This window comes from Acidobacteriota bacterium (genome assembly GCA_022340665.1).
Classification (GTDB): Bacteria; Acidobacteriota; Thermoanaerobaculia; order Thermoanaerobaculales; family Sulfomarinibacteraceae; genus Sulfomarinibacter.
Map to the genome: position 1 here is coordinate 1 of JAJDNM010000025.1, position 16,707 is coordinate 16,707.

Sequence of the window (16,707 nt, forward strand, 5' to 3'; positions counted from 1 at the left end):
GTGGACGGGACTTTGGTGGCTTGCCCGGGCGTAGTTTTCGACCAGCTACTGACGTTGGCGTGGATGTCCGGCTTCGCCTTCCGGCTCCGTCCCGGGGACTTCGCCGTGACGAGCCGGCTACGCCGTGACAGGCTTCGCTTCCAACCAAGGGTCGAAAACGAAGCCTGGTGGAGCCGATGGGGATCGAACCCACGACCTCAGCATTGCGAACGCTGCGCTCTCCCAACTGAGCTACGGCCCCACGCGCGGCGGATAATACCTTGATCGGGAACGGGTTGCAAGTGCCGGCAAGGCGTTGTACATCGCTTCTGCCGCGTCCGCATCCGAGTCCGCGCCCGCGTCCGATTTCGCGTTGGCGAGGCGAGTTTCGTCAATGAAATCCAGCGTATTCAAATTCACCTGTGCACCTGATCCAGGATCTTGGGGGCTCCTTTCGACCAGTGTGTTCGAAGAGCCAGTAGTTCATTGGCCTGTCGAGGCATCGACCTCCGAACGAGAATGAACAATTTACGTGACGGCGAAACGCCGCGGTTCACCGTCCGCAGTAGAGACTCGGCGAGAAGTCCGGGCTAGCATCCGAACCTATCGGACACGGACTCGGGCGCGGACGGGGACGCGGGTATCAGTCGATTATAAATGCGACATCAATCGTCGCCTGGTACTCGAGGGCGCCGTCACGAATGCCGCCACGAAGCTCTTTGACCTCGAACCACGAGAGGCCGTGCAAGCTCTCCGACGCTTTTTCAATGGCCGCCTGGATCGCCTGTTCGTAGCTATTGGTCGAGCACCCTGTGACGGTGATTTTCTTGAAGACTGTCTCCGGCATGTTTCGCTCCTCTCTTGTGAATCTGCTTGGAGGTAACCCGGGTGTCTGCGGATCTGTTCCGGAGAGTGGTAGGGCGGCCAGTGATCAGTGATCACTGATTACTCTTTGCCCGCCTTCTTGCCGTCGCCCGCGGGTTCGTCGTCGAGTCCCGACCATAACTGCCACGCTGAGTCGAGGGGCTCGCCACCGTACCAGACGGCGCGGGTGAAGTTTTCGACCCAGGCGTCGAAACCGGGGATGATTCGGAGGTTGTCCTCCATCGCCAGGGTGGCGGGATCGTTGGGCAGTTCGTCGAGAGCTGTTGCAGCGCGGCGCAGCCGCCAACCCCACGAGGATTCCTCGTGGCATTGATCGAGACGTCGTGCCCACAGACGGAGAACGGCGGCGGTTCGCACGGCGTTCGGTTCATGACCGTGGGGGACCATGCACGGAACAAAGGGGTCCATGCCGACCTCATGCATGCTGACGCCGGCCCGCCGTTCGAGAGCGTGCAGGCCGCGGCTGACATCTGCGTGGAAGAGAGCATTTTCAAGCTCTTCCTCGATACCGGTGCCCTCGCAGCCGTCGAGAATCCGGTGACGATCTTTCGGCGTGAGGAGCAACGGTGCGGTGACCGCGAAACGAGCTCCCGCCTTCTTGAGCTGTTCGATGTGCCGTTCCAGCTCGGCACCGGCGCCGGGGAATGGAAAGAGACCGAGCACCGCTCCCCAGGCCGTGTTGTTCCAGGCTTCCGGAAGCTGGAGGCCATCACTCAGGGGGTGGGGGAGTATGGGTAGAAGGAGGGTGACCCTGGGGTTGTCTTCATAGGCATCCAACCCGAGGTCCGATGGCGTCAGCTCTGGATCGTCGAGAACAACGAGAGCGTAACTGCCGCGTTCGAGCAGGCGAAGAAATATATCCTGACGTTCGGCGGCGACTCTGGCGAAAACCATCGCCCGAACCGGTTCACGGGGAACGGACCCCTCGGCCGGAAGGATTCTCACCGGCGCGTCCTCCCAGACCACACCAAGCCTGATCGGGTCGAGACTCACCTTCTGACCCGGCAAGTAACCCGGTCTGAGGACGTGAGTGACTGGTAGGAGATCGGGGTAGGCGGGTTCGATTCTACGCATTGCCACCGCCGAACATTTCTTCGATGGCCGATGTGCCTCCGTCGCCCATGCGCTGCGCCACGTACTTGGCGAGAACGTCGGTTTCGAGGTGAAGCCGGGCGCCCTGGCGAAGGCTTCCGAGAGTCGTGGCCTCGAGAGTCGCGGGTATCAGAGCAACCTCGAACCAGTCAGCGCCGACTCCGGCGACGGTGAGCGAGACGCCGTCGAGAGCGACGCTTCCTTTCATCGCCACCTCCCGAGCGTGCTCGGCCGGAAGCGACAGACGCCAGGTCTGGAATTCGCCAGCAGGTCGCACCGCGAGAAGCTGCACCGACGTATCGACGTGGCCTTGGACGATGTGTCCTCCGAGGCGGTCTCCGAGCTTGAGAGCTCTCTCGAGATTGACCGGATGACCGATTCCGAGCTGTCCGAGCAGTGTTCGCTTGAGAGTCTCGGGCGAAAGATCAGCGGCGAAGCCGGACGCGGTTGGGTCGACTGCCGTCAGGCAGGCACCATTCACCGCAATGCTGTTGCCTGGCCGCGGCAACTCCCCGTCCGGCCAGATTGCAGAGATCCCGAGGCGGGCGCCGCCAGCTGAGCGATTGACGGAGTCGACCGTGCCTACGGTCTCAATCAGTCCCGTGAACATCCACTTCCTCGCGTCGCACCGCCCGAATTTCGAGATCATCTCCGTGACGATCGATATGCTCGAAGGCGAGGTGCCTCGCTGCCTCGAGAGTCGAAATACCGCGGCCCTTCACGGCCGACGGGCCATCGCCGCCGATCACGATCGGCGCGATGAACAGCGCCACCTCGTCGACCAACTCGCCGTCGTTGAAAGACCCGTGAACCGTCGGCCCTCCCTCGACCAGGAGCGCCGACACCTCGCGGCGTGCCAGGTGGTCGAGGACCGCTTCCAGGTCCACCCGGCCGTCGTCTCCGGCTCTCACCTCAACGAGCTCGACGCCATCCTGACGAAGGCGACGCCGATGGTCGGAGGTCGCCTCGATCGTGTGGTAGATGAGGGTCGATTCAGGCTCGCTTTGTACGACAGCCGCCTCTGATGGTGTCCGCAGCTTCGAGTCGAGGATGATTCGCCGCCAGCTCGATACGGGGTTGAGACCCAGGCGGCGGGTCAGCCTCGGGTCGTCGGCGAGCACCGTCTCGACGCCGACCAGAATCGCATCATGTTCTTCCCGAAGCTCGAGACTGCGTCTGCGCGCGTCGTCCCCGGTGATCCACTTAGACTCTCCTTCGCGGGTCGCGACCCGCCCGTCGAGGGACACTGCGGCCTTCATCGTCACCCATGGCCGATGGAATCGGGCCCAGTGAAGCCAGCGCCGATTCAACGACCTCGATTGCTCCTCGCCCGGCCCTTCGTGGACATCGACGCCTTCAGCTCTGAGGCGATCGCTGCCGCCTCCCGCCTGGGTGGTCGGATCCTGAAGGGCGACCACAACCCGACTCAGGCCCGCTGCGAGTACGGCATCGACGCAGGGCGGAGTTTTGCCACGATGGGCGCACGGTTCGAGGGTCACGAAGAGAGTGCCTCCGCGCGCCTTTTCGCCTGCCTCGGCGAGGGCAACGACCTCGGCGTGTGGTCCTCCGAACACTGCGTGATAACCTTCGCCGGCCAGTCGACCGTGAGCATCGAGGATCACCGCACCGACCATGGGGTTCGGTGAAGCCCCGCACCGTCCGAGGGCTGCGAGCTCGAGGGCGCGGTCCATCCACCGCGAGTCCAGGTCGTCCGATCCTGTCTGCGGAGCGCCGCGACCTGGTGCGACCCGTGACGGGCTCGCTCTCTCTCCGTCCTCACTCTGTGGTATGCCCGGTTCCGATCGCCTCATTCAGCCCGCCAGTCAATCGAGTTGCGCCGGGGTTTCGCCCGAGCTGATCTCGAGCAATGCGTCCACGAAATCTTCTGCCTCGAAGGGCAGCAAGTCTTCCACATCTTCGCCGACACCCACCCATCGTACAGGGAGCTTGAGAGAGTCGGCAATGGCGAGAATGACGCCTCCCTTGGCGGTACCGTCGAGCTTGGTCAACACAACACCGGTAACGCCGGCGATGGCGCCGAACTTCTGCGCCTGCTCGATGCCGTTGGAGCCGGTGGTGGCATCGAGGACGAGCAGCACCTCGTGGGGCGCACCAGGGATCTCTCGGCCCGCGACCTTGATTACTTTTTCCAGCTCCTTCATCAGGTTGGTGCGGGTGTGCAGCCGTCCGGCAGTGTCCACCAGAACCTCGTCTGCGCTCTTCGAGCGGGCGGAAGCGATCGCGTCGAAGACTACCGCAGCCGGATCCGCTCCCTCCTGCTGGTGGACCACCGGGGCGCCAACCCGGTCTGCCCAAACCTTGAGCTGATCGACCGCTGCCGCCCTGAAGGTGTCAGCTGCGGCCAGCACGACCGTCGAGCCGGACTCCTGCTTTCTCTTGGCGAGCTTGGCGGCGGTCGTCGTCTTGCCGGTTCCGTTGACTCCCACCAGCAGGGTGACACGTGGGCTGCCACTCTGGTCGCCTGCCGGCTGGGCTTTGTCCGCCTCCTCGAGGAGGGCCAAAAGATGGCCGCGAACCGCTGGTCGGAGTTCGTCGGAAGTTGTGATCCGCCCGGAACGGATCTCCTGGCGGAGTGCATCGACCAGGCGGAGGGATAGCTCGACACCCGCATCCGACGCGATCAGGGCCTCTTCAAGGCGATCGAGATGAGCGGGCTCTACCGGGCCCTGTCGGCGCAATGCGTCTCCCGCCTTCTCCAGGAACTCGGTGTGGGTCATGAACAGACCGCGTTTCAGTTTTTTGAGAAAAGTGCCAGCCATCACACCCCCGTAGCGCCGGGAATGGAGTCGGCTCTGGTTGCGGCGGAGTGCCAGCCTCAGACGATCTCTTTCGCGATCACCTCGGCCGCACGACGCAATCGATGAAGGGCGTGTGCCCGGGAGCCGCTCCGATCCACGACGAGCACCACATAGTAGCCGTCGGGGAGGGCCTGCGTCAACGTGACCAACGAGGTTCCTTCGAGCACGAAGCTGTCGATCTGGCCTGCATCCATATTGGCGGCCAACTGATCGAGCCGGCGCATGAAGATGCTGTGGTAGGCCCCTTCCACCTTGAGATCGAAGGGGTCGTCGTGGCGGGTTACCCACTCGACGGCTTCGCCCTCGGGATCGACCAATATCGCGCCCACCGCCTGTGGCACATCGACCAGCAGGTTGGTCAAAAGGTAGTTGAAAGGCATTCAGCGAGGCCCTGCCACGTCGGTCATTCTTCTCGGCTAACCGGCACCGAGGAGGTTTCTCGCCGTGTCAGCGTACTCGGAATCGGGCGCGTCCGCGATCACCTGTTGGAGATAAGGCGCCGCTTCGTCGGTCTGACCCATCAGAATCAGGAGCTTGCCGAGCTCGAGCGAGACTCGGGTCATCTCCGGGAAATTGATCCTGGCCTCCTCGAGCAATACCTTCGCACGAGCCAGCTGGCCCTGTCGCTGCGCGATCTCGGCCAACCTCAAGTAGGCGTCGAAGACCGGGTTCGGCGGAACGATCGCTCTTCGAAAGCTCTCCTCGGCGGCGCCGAGTTGGCTTCGCTTGAGATAGGTGAGGCCGAGGTTGTAGTTGACCTGTTTGGCGTGGGGGTAGGTAGAGTCTCCGAGCACTGCCACGAAGTCGACCTCTGCGAGGTGCAGCTGACCCATAGCGAGGTAGGTTGCTCCGCGGTTGTTACGCGCATCGGTGAAAAGCGGTACCAGCTCGAGGGCCTGGTTGAAATGTTCGAGCGCCTGATCGAACTGCCCCTGGCGGAGATAACAGAGTCCCATCATGTTGTGGTTCGTAGCGTTGCCCGGGGCGATGCGGTCAGCCTGTTGGAAGCGTTGCAGGGCCTCGTCGTACTGACCTTGCTGCATCAACACCAATCCCTGGCGCATGTAGGTCAGCGACTGCAGCGGATCGACGACAGGCGTCGGTTGGCTTTTGGCCTTCTTTTTTTTTGGCGCACTCGGCGGGTGTTCGGCGCTGGCGCTCGAACAGGCGACGACACTCGCCAGGATCATCGTGGTGCAGGCTGCGGCTGCGATAAGGCGTTTCATGAAACCTCCGTGTGCGCCGTTTCTTCCACTGAGCTCATCGGGGGGCTGATATCTCCGGATTCGACCGCGGCCATGAATGCGTCCACGACGACCGGGTCAAACCGCGTTTCAGACATCGATCGCATTTTGGCGAGAACGTAATCCAGAGTCATTGCCTTTTGATAGGGTCGGGTCGTCGTCATTGCGTCAAATGTGTCGGCGACGCCAATGATGCGGGCAACCATCGGAATTTCTTCACCCTTCAGGTGGTCCGGGTATCCCTTGCCGTCCCATGTTTCATGGTGGTTGCGAATGCCGGGGATAATGTCCTTGAGCATTCGAATCGGACTCATGATCTGAGCGCCGATCGACGGATGCTGGCGCATGATCTCGAACTCGTCGTCCGACAGTCCGCCGGGCTTGTTGAGAATGCCTTCGCGGATCCCGAGCTTGCCAACGTCGTGCAGGATGGCCGCGATATGAACGCGAAAGACTTCGTCTTGGTTGAGACCTAGATGACGGGAGATCGCCATGGAGTAGGAACTCACGCGCTCAGAGTGGCCCCTGGTGTAGGGATCTTTGGCATCGATCGCCGCAGCGAGCGTGCGAATAGTCTCGAGGAAGAGCTCCTGATTTTGGCGGAGTGCCTGCTTGAGCTTTCGGACCAGCGATTCGATGTTTGACGCCATGTCGTTGAAATTGCCGCCGAGGAGGGCGAGTTCATCTTCGCCGCGTACTGTCGCCCGGACGGCGAGGTTGCCTTCGGCGATCTCCGAGGTCGTCGCAGCAAGTTCCTGGAGGGGATTGGTGAGCCGCCTGCTCAGAGCGAATCCGATGCCGAGGGCTATCAGCGCGGCGACCGCCGTGAAACCTAGAGTCCGAGTCTGCATCACCCGGACCGGAGCGTACGCCGCCGATGTCGGGCGTTCCATGAGCACGCCCCAACGGAAAGCTGTCACCGGCGCCATCGATCCGAGGACCTCACCGGCCTCTTCTACAACCGGGTGATCGTAGGTCAGAGAGATCCGCTGCGGGCTTTGGAGAAAGTCTCCCACGAGGAGAGAACTCGAAAGATCCATTTTGCGGAGGCTTGGAATCGACGAAACCACCACCACGCCGGCGCTGTCGACCACGCTCACCAAAAAACCGGAGTAAGTGTTTTCGCCAAGCTTGTCCTGCAGAGGGCCGAGGTCGAGCACGCCGTTGAGCGAACCCCAGACGCCGCTACCACGAGAGCGCAGCGGATAGGAAATGAGGGCTTTCGGGGCCTCGCCTGGCGGCACGTCGAGGATCACCTCCTCGACTTGGTCCCCTTCGAGCGCCCGTTCGTGGGCGGCCCGCATCGCATCGTCGAGAATGTCCCTGGTCTCCAAATCGAGCTGCGGCGACCGCACGAACGCGCCTGTGCCGGTTCGCGGAATGATCTGGAGATAGACGAAGGCGCGGCCCGGTTCGCTCCCAATCCCCTGCAGGAGAGATTCAAAGCTATCGACGTCGATCTGATCGGCTGCGGCGAGCGCCCGTGCCGTGCTGGCAAGCAGGGTGCGATGGCCGGACATGAACAGTGAAATCTCACCAGCAAGGCTGACCGATTGCCTTACCAGGTACCGTTCTTCGACCGTTTCGAGGTGGTCGCGGTTGTAGGACGTCAGCAACAGACCTACCAGTACCATCGGCACCACTGTGACCAGGACGAGGGTGGCGGCGATGGGGTAGGACAGGCTGGAACGGAAACGCGCTGCAAAGCCCATTGGACTCCATCGAATATATCATGGAGACCCTTTCGCTGGCGTGATCAGGATTGGTATGCTATTCGATCCATTACGTTTGGAGGAATGATGAGTCTGGATCGCAAGACGGCGTCAAAGACGCTTCGCGACCTGTCAGCCCTTCTCGAAATCCAGGGGGAGAACGTCCATCGCGTTCGCGCCTTGGCCAACGCCTCGAGAATTGTGGAGAGGATCGCAGGCGACCTCGAGGAGCTGGTCGAGAGCGGAGAGATCCTCAAAATCAGGGGGATCGGAGAGGGCACTGCGGCAATCCTCGAACAGCTCGTGGCGGGGGAACGGCCGGATGCGATGGAGAAAGCTGAGAGGATGGTTCCGGAAGGCGTCCGGGAAATGCTCGCCCTGCCAGGGCTCGGACCGAAAAAGGTGCGCGCTTTGTGGCAAGATCTGGGGCTCGAGAACATCGGTGAGCTAGAGTATGCCTGCACCGAAAACCGGCTCGTCGAGCTTGCCGGATTCGGTCCCACTACCCAGGAGAAACTGACCGACGCCATCCGGTTCCATCGGGCCTCTGGTGAGCGGCGACTGATCAACGAGGCCTCGGCCGAAGCGAGCGAGCTCGCCGGAGCGCTGGGCGGCATCGACGGCGTGGAGCAGGTCCTGGTCGCTGGAGAACTGCGGCGCTGCTCGGAGACGGTGGGCTCGCTCGAGCTGGTGGTCGTCACGAGTGCGGGCGCGGCGGTCGGCACGGCCATCGCCAACCTTCTCGATCAGGGAGGTCACGAGACGTCCGGTCGGTACAGGGGCGTGACCGGAAGTGGACTGCCGGTGACCGTCCATATGGTCGGAGAAGGAGACGCCGGGTTAGAGCTGCTCCGAGCGACCGGATCGGACGAACATCTTCGGACGCTTGGCGAACGGGCGAAAACGACCGGATTCCGGCTGGACGAGAAGGGCCTCTGGCGCGGCCAGGACCGGATAGAGTGTTCCAGCGAGCATGATCTGTACGAGGCGATTGACTGCCAGTGGATTCCGCCAGAGCTGCGCGAGGGAACCGACGAGTTGGGAAGGGCGCTGTCGCGTGATCTGCCCGAGCTGGTTGCAGTGGAAGATCTTCTTGGTGCGCTCCACAACCACACCACCGATTCAGATGGATCAGATTCGGTCGAGTCGATGGCCGAGGCGGCGAGGGAACGTGGCTGGGAGTTCATCGGAATTGCCGATCACTCGCCGGCCGCGACCTATGCCAACGGGCTCAGCGCCGAGCGCCTCCGAGACCAGTGGCGCCGGATTGACCGCTACAACGCGTCGAATTCCGAGGTTCGAGTGGTCAAGGGTATCGAGGCCGACATCCTGACCGACGGCAATCTCGATATACCGGACGGCTGCGAGAAGGATCTCGAATACGTGGTCGCTTCGGTCCACTCGGCCTTTCGGCTGGCCGAAAACGTACAGACCGAGCGCATCGTCCGCGCTGTCTCCCATCCTGCCTGCAGAGTGCTCGGTCATCCGACTGGACGCCTGCTCCTGGCCCGCCCCGGATACGCAGTCGATCTCGAGCGGGTCCTCGAGGCCTGCGCCGAACACGACGTTGCGGTCGAAATCAACGCCAGCCCGTACCGTCTCGATCTCGACTGGCGATGGGCCAGGCGGGCGCTCGAGTTCGGTCTCAAACTCGCGGTCAACCCGGACGCACACACGGTTGCGGGCCTCGACGACGTTCGGTGGGGCATTGCGGTGGCACGAAAGGCGGGAGCCACAGCCGCCAATCTCGTCAACTGCTCTGGCATCGATCAGTTCCTTCGAAAATGAAGAGTTGAGAGTTGAGAATCCCCATCCGCCCTCCCCACCACGTTGGGCGCGTGGTGTTGCTCGAAACTCTCAACTCTCAATTCTCAACTTTCAACTCAAAACGCGGGTAGACCGATATCGACGATCGAGATAGAGTCGTGCAAGGAGAACCTTTGAGCGATTTGGTGCTCGTCGTCGAAGATGACCCCGCCAACGCGGTGCTCGTGGACGCGATTCTCACGTCTGTCGGGACGTTCGACGTGACGACCAGCGATGACGGCGACGAAATTCTTGCCCAGATCCGTGACCGACCGGTGCGTGCAGTGTTGATGGACGTCTCGCTTGGAAACACCCGGGTCGCCGGTGTCAAGGTCGATGGAGTCGAGCTGACCCGTCACATTCGCGATCTTCCAGAAGGCATCAACCTGCCGATTATTCTCCTCACGGCGCACGCCATGAAGGGAGACCGGGAGCGGTTGCTCTTCGAGTCAAGCGCCAACGACTACGTTGCCAAGCCGATCATCGATCAGAAGGGCCTCGTCGAGCTCGTCCGGCGGCACATCAAGGCGGCCGAAGCCGTCCGAACTGAGCTCGAGGCAAGGGATCGGAGCTGACAACGCCGAGTTCTTCCCGACGTTTTTCGGCAGACGGCGAGGGAGGCTGGATCGACGCCAGCCGGCCGCTGCGCGCCGGAATTCCCGTGTGGTCCGGCGATCGGGCGTTCACCCTCGATCAATGCGTGGAGGGCGGAGTCATTCTCGACAGCGTGTCGACCACCTGCCATGTCGGCACCCACCTCGACGCGCCGCGCCATCTCGATGAGACGGCCCCCGGAGTCGAGGGCGTAGAGATCGATCGTTGCGTTGGCGAGGCCGAGGTCGTCCGGATCCCTCGGTCATTTGCAGCTGCCACGCCCTCGGAATTGCCCGCAGGCTGGGAACCGACCTCACCGAGGGTCCTGCTGAGGAGCGACTCCTATCCGATCGGTGGCGCGCCGGAGCGAGGATTCTCGGGCATGTCGGCCGAGCTCGTCTACTGGTTGGCTGACCGGGGGGTCGTTCTGGTCGGTGTCGACACGCCGTCCGTCGATGTTTTCAATTCTGAGGAGCTCCCGGCGCATCATGCCCTCCTCGAGCGAGACATGACTTGGATCGAAGGTCTGTGGCTGGGAGATGCCGAACCCGGCCGTTATCTTCTGGTTGCGTTGCCGATTCTGCTCGAAGGTGCCGGAGCCGCTCCGGTGAGGGCAGTACTCAAACCGCTTCACAGCGAATTTTGAGTTCTGAATTTTGAATTCCCGACCATCCTCCCCCAAGACAACGGGAGGGTGGAGGGGAACTGAGAATTCAAAATTTAGAATCGAGAATTGAAGATTCAGCAGTCGTCAGGATCAGTCTCGGAGAGAAGGCGCGCGGACTCTTCCGGTGGAGTCGGATTGATCGTGTAACCGGAGCCCCACTCGAAACCGGCAAGGCGGCTGGTCCTCGGAGCGAACTCGAAGTGCCAGTGATAGTCGTGCTCGATGGTCGACCAGAAATCTGGACGACCCGGTCGAGGGTGTGGGTTCGGTGCGGTGTGGAGGACAAGGTTGAACGGCGGGTCTTCGAGGAGAGCCCGAACCCTGCGCAGAAGATCGAGCAGGATGGTTGCCAGCGCGCGGAGCTCGTCGTGTCTCGACTGGGCGAAATCGTGGCGATGCTCCTTCGGCAGGATCCAGGTCTCGAACGGCGACGAGGCCGCAAACGGAGCGACTGCGATGAAGTGGTCATGCTCGAGGCAGATCCGCTCGGCGAGTCGCTGCTCCTGGCCAATCAGGTCGCAAAACAGACAGCGCTCCCGTCTGCTGAAATGTTCGCGGCAGGAGTTGAGCTCCTGGACCACCAAAGTCGGGATGATCGGTGTGGCGATGAGCTGCGAGTGCGCGTGATTGACCGACGCCCCAGCCTCGGCCCCCTTGTTCTTGAAGATCAGTACGTGCCGCAGACGGGGATCGCGGCGGAGATCGATCAGCCGTGCCCGATAGGCTTCGAGCACGAGCTGCACCTCGTCCACACTCAGATCCGCCAGCTCCTTGCCGGACTCGGGGGTTTCGACGATGACCTCGTGCGCTCCGACGCCGCTGACCGTGTCGTTGAGACCGACGGCTCTACGGAGGACCTCGCCTTCGACCCTCAGCGCGGGGTAGGAGTTGGCGAAGACCCGCACCTGCCAGTCATCGTCGCCGACCGGCAGCCTGAATATCTCCGTCGCCGTCAGCGCCTCATTGCCACGGGCAAATGGATCCTCAGTCGCATCGATTGGCTCGCTGGTGTCTGAGAGAACACCCTCCCCGGGGCGATGGCTTCGTTCGGGCGCGATGATCGTCCATCGGTGCTTGACCGGACAGAATCGAAGCTCGGACATGGAGGTCGGTCCTTTCGCCTCAGTCTCGACGACGGCTTTCAACGGCCGGTCGAGGTCGAGCGGGGGGGTGATGCCCGCCTGCTCGCACGCATCCGCAAGGTGGCGGCGATAGATCAGATCGTAGAGGGGGGCGAGGTCGGTCGGGTTGTCATCGCCGAGCCACCAGAACCAGTCGGAGCCTTCGGCGAGGAGGAGCGAGGGAGGCCGGTCCCCTCCCTTTTGCCCGATCGCTTCCCGCACGGAGGCCAGGACCTCCCAGGCTCGGGTCTTCTCGGGATGCCCGATCCACGTTGCGAATATCGAGTTGATCCACGAACCCGGGTGGAGCCGGTCGAGGGTTGAGGGCTCGGCTGCATCGCTGATCTTTTCCAGAGTCTCGGGTCGGACCCCGTGCCGATCGTGGTTGAGCCGATCCATGAGATCTCTGAGGAATCTCCCGCCGCCCTCCGGAAAGTGGAGCCACGGGTTCTCCCCATCGAGGGCGATCACGATGCATGCCTCTTCCGGGAGATCGTGGGCGATCTCCTCGATTCTCCGCAACAGCGATTCTGCAGCTCGGCCCTCGTCGTCCCACCCGCCATACTCGAAGCCGATGGCGTCGGACAGGGCCCGGTCGCGGAAGAACAGCACGGGGCCACCGCTTCCGAGGCGCCAACTACGGTAGAGCTCGTCCGAAGTCCGTTGACCGTTTCGCAACGGCCGGTCGAGACTGCGTTCGAGGATCCCCTCGTCGGCTACCAGCCATCGCACTCCTGCTTCTCCATAGATTGCAACTGCCTCTTCCGATACCGATCCTTCGGGCGGCCAGCAACCGACGGTGTTGAATCCATGTCGGTGCATGAAGGAAAGACCTTCTTCGAGCTGCCAGTGCGCATCTTCCGGATGACGGAACTCTGGCACCGAGGGCGACGGGTGCGGAGACCAGCTCTCCTGGACGATGCCGGTATCGATCAACAATGGCATGATCGGGTGGGCAAAGGGACTGGTCGAGATCTCCACCCCTGGCAGATCCGCGATGCGCCGCCAGAGATCGATCAACTCGCCTGGTTGGGCACGAAACCAATCGGCCATCCGTCGATGATCCTCATAGCTGAAATGCCCCCCGCGCTCATACAACGGCAAAAGACGCTCATCGGTCCAGGCTTGTTCGCCCGCGTGGGCGAGCACGAAGAGAATCTGCAGGTCGCGCAGGTCGCCCGTACTCGGGAGGCTGAGGGGGAGGCTCCTGCCGCTGTGGTCCCCTCGGAGCTGCGAGAGCTCGGCCAGTCTCGGATAGCGGCCGAGCTGGCGGGAGTTGACGTGAAACCCCCATGAGACGAGGATTTCCTTCTGCGCACCCTCGAGGTCTTCGGTTGGGGTCAGGAAAGCTGCAACGACAGGATCTGTAACCGTCTCGCGGTCATATGCCACAAGCTGCTCGAGAAGGGTAGGCACGATGTTGAGGGTCTGGCCGGTCGCGCCTGTGGTCTCGATTGCGCGGGCGAGGGTGGTGTAGGCACCGCCGGCATGAACCGCGGCCCAGGGTGCGTGTGAAAGCCCATCGGCGGTGCGGTAGGCGGGCTGATGGAGATGCCACAGGAATGAGACTGTCGCCATGGGAGAAAAATCGCTGCCCTCAGGAGTCGGAGGGACCGTAGTAACGGTCGTCCGTTGATGCAAGCTCCTCGTAGTCCTCTTCAGTCATGAACTGCGAGAGGCTCTCGTTGCCGCAAGCCGTGCATATGGCCGACGTGACCCGGCTGCCGTCCCAGTCAAACGTATAGACGGGCGTGTCGCACTCGAGGCAGATGATGTAGTCCGGCGTGGTCATGTCGGTACCTCCTGCTCAGAAACCTATTGTCGCTCCGATCGCTCCAGCTGTCACCTCGGGCTCGTGCTCGTCCGCTACCGACGGTGCATTTGCTGGCCTGGTTCGGCCCTTACGGGGCGTCGACTGGGTCTTCGAGGTCCAGAAGGCCGATAAGTTCATCCCGCCCGAGACTCGAGATGAAGTCCTCGGTTGGAGCGACGACTCTCTCCATGAGGTCGACTTTGGTGCGAATGAGCTCGTCAATTCGTTCCTCGATGGTGTTACGGGTGATGAGCTTGAAAACCTGAACGAAGCGGCGCTGGCCGATTCTGTGGACTCGATCGGTGGCTTGGTTTTCTTTCGCGGGATTCCACCACCTATCATAGTGAAGGACCACCGAGGCACCGGTGAGATCGATCCCAACTCCACCGGCGAGCAAGCTCGCAAGGAGAACCCTTTCGTGCTGCTCCGAATTGAAACGGCGAACGATCCGACCGCGATCACGGCTTTCCCCGGTCAGCACCAGGTGATCGATCTTCCTTCGGTCGAGGTGGCTGGACATGAGCTCGATCATCTTGACGTACTGGGAGAAGACCACCACCTGAAGACCGCCGTCGAGCGCTTCGTCGAGAATCTCGTCGAGGATTTCCGTCTTCGCAGATTCGCCTGCGGCTGCCCCCTCCCCTTCGACGAGCGCCGGGTGGTCACACACCTGCTTGAGCCGCGTCAGAAGAGCGAAAATGTGCATGTAGGGGATCTCCGCCTCTTCCTCGCGCAGCAGGTCGATGATTTCTCGTGATCGCGATCGGTGAATACTTCGATAGATGGCCTCTTGACTGGGTAGCAGATGGCAGTAGCGGATGTCCTCGAACTTTTCCGGCAGGTCTGCGAGCACCTGGTCCTTGACCCTCCGGAGAGTGATGACGCCGAGCCGCTGTCGAAGGACGTGGAGTTGGTGGTGCGTGGGATCGCGATGATTGGCTCGGAATTCCCGCTCCGATCCCAGATAACCGGGGAGGATGAGATCTACCACCGACCACAGCTCGAGAAGGCGATTCTCGAGCGGAGTGCCGGTGAGGGCAAGGCGGAACTTCGAGGGGATCTTGCGGGCTGCACGTGCCGCCTTGGTGCGCGGATTCTTGATTCGCTGGGCCTCGTCGAAGACTGCCACTGCCCAGTCCCGCTCGACCAGCTCGTCGGTCGAGCGGAAGAGGATGTCATAGGTTGTCAGGACGATTCCGCCACGATTGAATCCCTTGAGGGTTCGAGAGGGTCCGTGAAACAACCTGACCGGAAGGTGGGGCGCAAATCGACCGAGAAGCGTGTACCAGTGCTCGAGAACGCCACGGGGGCAGACAACGAGGGTCTGGGCGTTGGGATCGCGGTCGAACAGGAGGCACAGGATGCCCATGACCTGATGCGTCTTGCCGAGGCCCATGTCGTCGGCCAGCAGGGCACCGACTCCGACCAGGTAACGGCTCCACAGCCACGCTACGCCTGACGCCTGGTATGGCCGAAGCTGCGAGCGGAGGCCGGGTGGCGAGACAAGCTCCTGCCCGGCTCGTCCCTGCAGGACGTCCGCCAGCTCGCGGAGTTCTTCGTCCGGGCCTTTGACTGGCAGGCCGGTTTCGGCCACCAGGCGGATGAACGCGATGCGACTGCCCAGCATGCCGAGGTCGCGGCGCCGCTTCGGCATCTTGAAACCGAGTTCCTGCAAGAAGACCGTGTCCGGGGCGCGAACGATGGTTTCGCCGATTCGGGTGAATCCACTTTCGGTCAGTTCCAGAGCTTCGGCCCACGGGATCTCGGCACCGGCGACCTCGTACCGTGTCCTCACCCTGACCTTGCCGTTCGGCGTGCTCTCGGCTTCGAATGAAATCGGTGTCGGCAGCTGCGGTTGGCGAAAACTGGCGAGTTGCCCCTGGGGCAGATACCAGGAATGCTGGCGAAGCTGAGGGTGGTCGAGATTCAGGAAACGTAACGCGTCTTTACCCTTGAGTAACCTTCGGCCCTGGCGGTGGAAGGGCACCAGAGGTGTGGCTGGATCGAGCAATCGACAGAGGTGATTTCCGATTCGGGCCCATCGTCCGTGGATGCGGCCGTTGAGGCCCGCGTTGGTGAAAACTTGGCCGGATCCGAGGCGATAGCCGGGCTCGAGGATGATCCCCTGATCGTCCCAGATCGAGGTGAGCACCGGTCGCAGGCGTGCTTCTGACAGCTCGAGATCGGCAAGCTCACCCTCGAGGCGAATGGTCGGCAGAGACCGAAGCATCGGCAATGCGCCGGGGAGATTGGAGGCGGTGAAGAACACGAGGCGTGTGTCCCCGGATGGAAGAGCAATTCGAATCTCGACGTCATTTCCCTCGAGACGTGCAATCGCGGTTCCGGTCTTCTGCAGCGAGAGCTGCAATTCCAGGGCCGAACGAAGATCCTGGCCGGTCAAATGGCTGAGGTCGACCCTTTCTGCGGCCGAGCGCCCTGGCGAAATGAACGGGTGCCGGGAGTTGGCGCGCCACATGGCGCCCGGACCGAGTCGTTGCATGGTGGAACGAATGTCCATCCACTGAAGAAGTGTTGCTGTGGCGTGGAAGCAGGGTATGTCGAGCTCGCCACACAGTGAGCACGAGCACGATGCGAAGGCGCTCTTGCCGACATCCGAAATTCTGACCGTGGAGGCCGGAGAGATCAATTCGGATTCGAGATCCTCACCAGTCCAGGTAATTTTGGCGACCTTTCGATCCTGATAAAGGTGGTAGCCGCGCTCCGCGATCCCTCGCGGCAGCTTGCCGAGCACCTCGCCGGTGTGGATTTCGAACAGTCCTGACCGGGAGTTCTTCCGGCCGGGGGTGGGGTCGGACGTCATAGCCCATCAATATAGCAGGAACTCCCTTAAGATTCTCCAGGGAAACCGGGGTAATTCGGTGACCGAGATCAGAGGTATACAGAAGGGCTGAGGCAGCGCGCCCCTATCACGATCTCCTTTTCCCTTCTCTCCTTTTCTCCTCCGCTGCTCTGCT

At 62.1% G+C, this 16,707-nt stretch carries 14 protein-coding genes and 1 tRNA gene; 3 read left to right on the forward strand and 12 right to left on the reverse strand.

Annotated features, from left to right (window positions below; translation table 11 throughout):
* Positions 1 to 165: 165 nt before the first annotated feature.
* From LJE93_03305 to LJE93_03345, 9 genes are all read right to left on the reverse strand, one after another.
* A tRNA-Ala gene (locus tag LJE93_03305) sits at positions 166 to 241 on the reverse strand.
* A 381-nt stretch (positions 242 to 622) separates the two neighbouring features.
* Positions 623 to 826 (reverse strand): dodecin family protein, encoded by a 204-nt coding sequence (locus tag LJE93_03310; GenBank protein ID MCG6947928.1) that lies wholly within the window; start codon positions 824 to 826, stop codon positions 623 to 625.
* Positions 827 to 924: 98 nt separating this feature from the next.
* Positions 925 to 1,938 carry a hypothetical protein gene (locus LJE93_03315; protein MCG6947929.1) on the reverse strand — a complete coding sequence of 338 codons (1,014 nt, stop codon included), beginning with the start codon at positions 1,936 to 1,938 and terminating at the stop codon, positions 925 to 927.
* Complete coding sequence (locus tag LJE93_03320; protein ID MCG6947930.1) at positions 1,931 to 2,566, reverse strand: riboflavin synthase; 636 nt, start codon at positions 2,564 to 2,566, stop codon at positions 1,931 to 1,933. Before LJE93_03320 ends, LJE93_03315 begins: the two co-directional genes overlap by 8 nt.
* Positions 2,547 to 3,767, reverse strand: coding sequence for a bifunctional diaminohydroxyphosphoribosylaminopyrimidine deaminase/5-amino-6-(5-phosphoribosylamino)uracil reductase RibD (gene ribD, locus LJE93_03325; protein ID MCG6947931.1), 1,221 nt, complete (start codon positions 3,765 to 3,767; stop codon positions 2,547 to 2,549). Before ribD ends, LJE93_03320 begins: the two co-directional genes overlap by 20 nt.
* 12 nt (positions 3,768 to 3,779) lie before the next feature.
* Positions 3,780 to 4,736: a signal recognition particle-docking protein FtsY gene (gene ftsY, locus LJE93_03330; protein MCG6947932.1), complete on the reverse strand. Its 957-nt coding sequence runs from the start codon at positions 4,734 to 4,736 to the stop codon at positions 3,780 to 3,782.
* 56 nt (positions 4,737 to 4,792) lie between these two features.
* On the reverse strand, positions 4,793 to 5,155 hold the full coding sequence (locus tag LJE93_03335) for a roadblock/LC7 domain-containing protein (protein ID MCG6947933.1): 363 nt from the start codon (positions 5,153 to 5,155) through the stop codon (positions 4,793 to 4,795).
* A gap of 36 nt (positions 5,156 to 5,191) precedes the next feature.
* Positions 5,192 to 6,001 (reverse strand): tetratricopeptide repeat protein, encoded by an 810-nt coding sequence (locus LJE93_03340; GenBank protein MCG6947934.1) that lies wholly within the window; start codon positions 5,999 to 6,001, stop codon positions 5,192 to 5,194.
* Positions 5,998 to 7,731: an HD domain-containing protein gene (locus tag LJE93_03345; protein ID MCG6947935.1), complete on the reverse strand. Its 1,734-nt coding sequence runs from the start codon at positions 7,729 to 7,731 to the stop codon at positions 5,998 to 6,000. Before LJE93_03345 ends, LJE93_03340 begins: the two co-directional genes overlap by 4 nt.
* 87 nt (positions 7,732 to 7,818) lie before the next feature.
* On the opposite strand from LJE93_03345, the gene LJE93_03350 reads away from it, so the two are divergent.
* The 3 genes from LJE93_03350 (at position 7,819) to LJE93_03360 (ending at position 10,777) form a co-directional block, all read left to right on the forward strand.
* A complete protein-coding gene (locus LJE93_03350) occupies positions 7,819 to 9,519 on the forward strand; it encodes a PHP domain-containing protein (GenBank protein MCG6947936.1) in 1,701 nt (566 codons plus the stop codon).
* 152 nt (positions 9,520 to 9,671) lie between these two features.
* Entirely contained in the window at positions 9,672 to 10,112 is a 441-nt protein-coding gene (locus LJE93_03355; GenBank protein MCG6947937.1) for a response regulator, read from the forward strand.
* A gap of 50 nt (positions 10,113 to 10,162) precedes the next feature.
* The gene (locus tag LJE93_03360) at positions 10,163 to 10,777 is read left to right on the forward strand and encodes a cyclase family protein (protein ID MCG6947938.1); all 615 of its coding nucleotides are present in this window, start codon (positions 10,163 to 10,165) and stop codon (positions 10,775 to 10,777) included.
* A 95-nt stretch (positions 10,778 to 10,872) separates the two neighbouring features.
* Here the strand turns inward: LJE93_03360 and galT are convergent, their stop codons facing one another.
* From galT to LJE93_03375, 3 genes are all read right to left on the reverse strand, one after another.
* The gene (gene galT / locus LJE93_03365) at positions 10,873 to 13,497 is read right to left on the reverse strand and encodes a galactose-1-phosphate uridylyltransferase (GenBank protein ID MCG6947939.1); all 2,625 of its coding nucleotides are present in this window, start codon (positions 13,495 to 13,497) and stop codon (positions 10,873 to 10,875) included.
* Positions 13,498 to 13,516: 19 nt separating this feature from the next.
* On the reverse strand, positions 13,517 to 13,711 hold the full coding sequence (locus LJE93_03370) for a hypothetical protein (GenBank protein ID MCG6947940.1): 195 nt from the start codon (positions 13,709 to 13,711) through the stop codon (positions 13,517 to 13,519).
* A 109-nt stretch (positions 13,712 to 13,820) separates the two neighbouring features.
* Entirely contained in the window at positions 13,821 to 16,553 is a 2,733-nt protein-coding gene (locus LJE93_03375; GenBank protein MCG6947941.1) for a DEAD/DEAH box helicase, read from the reverse strand.
* Between the last annotated feature and the right edge of the window lie 154 nt (positions 16,554 to 16,707).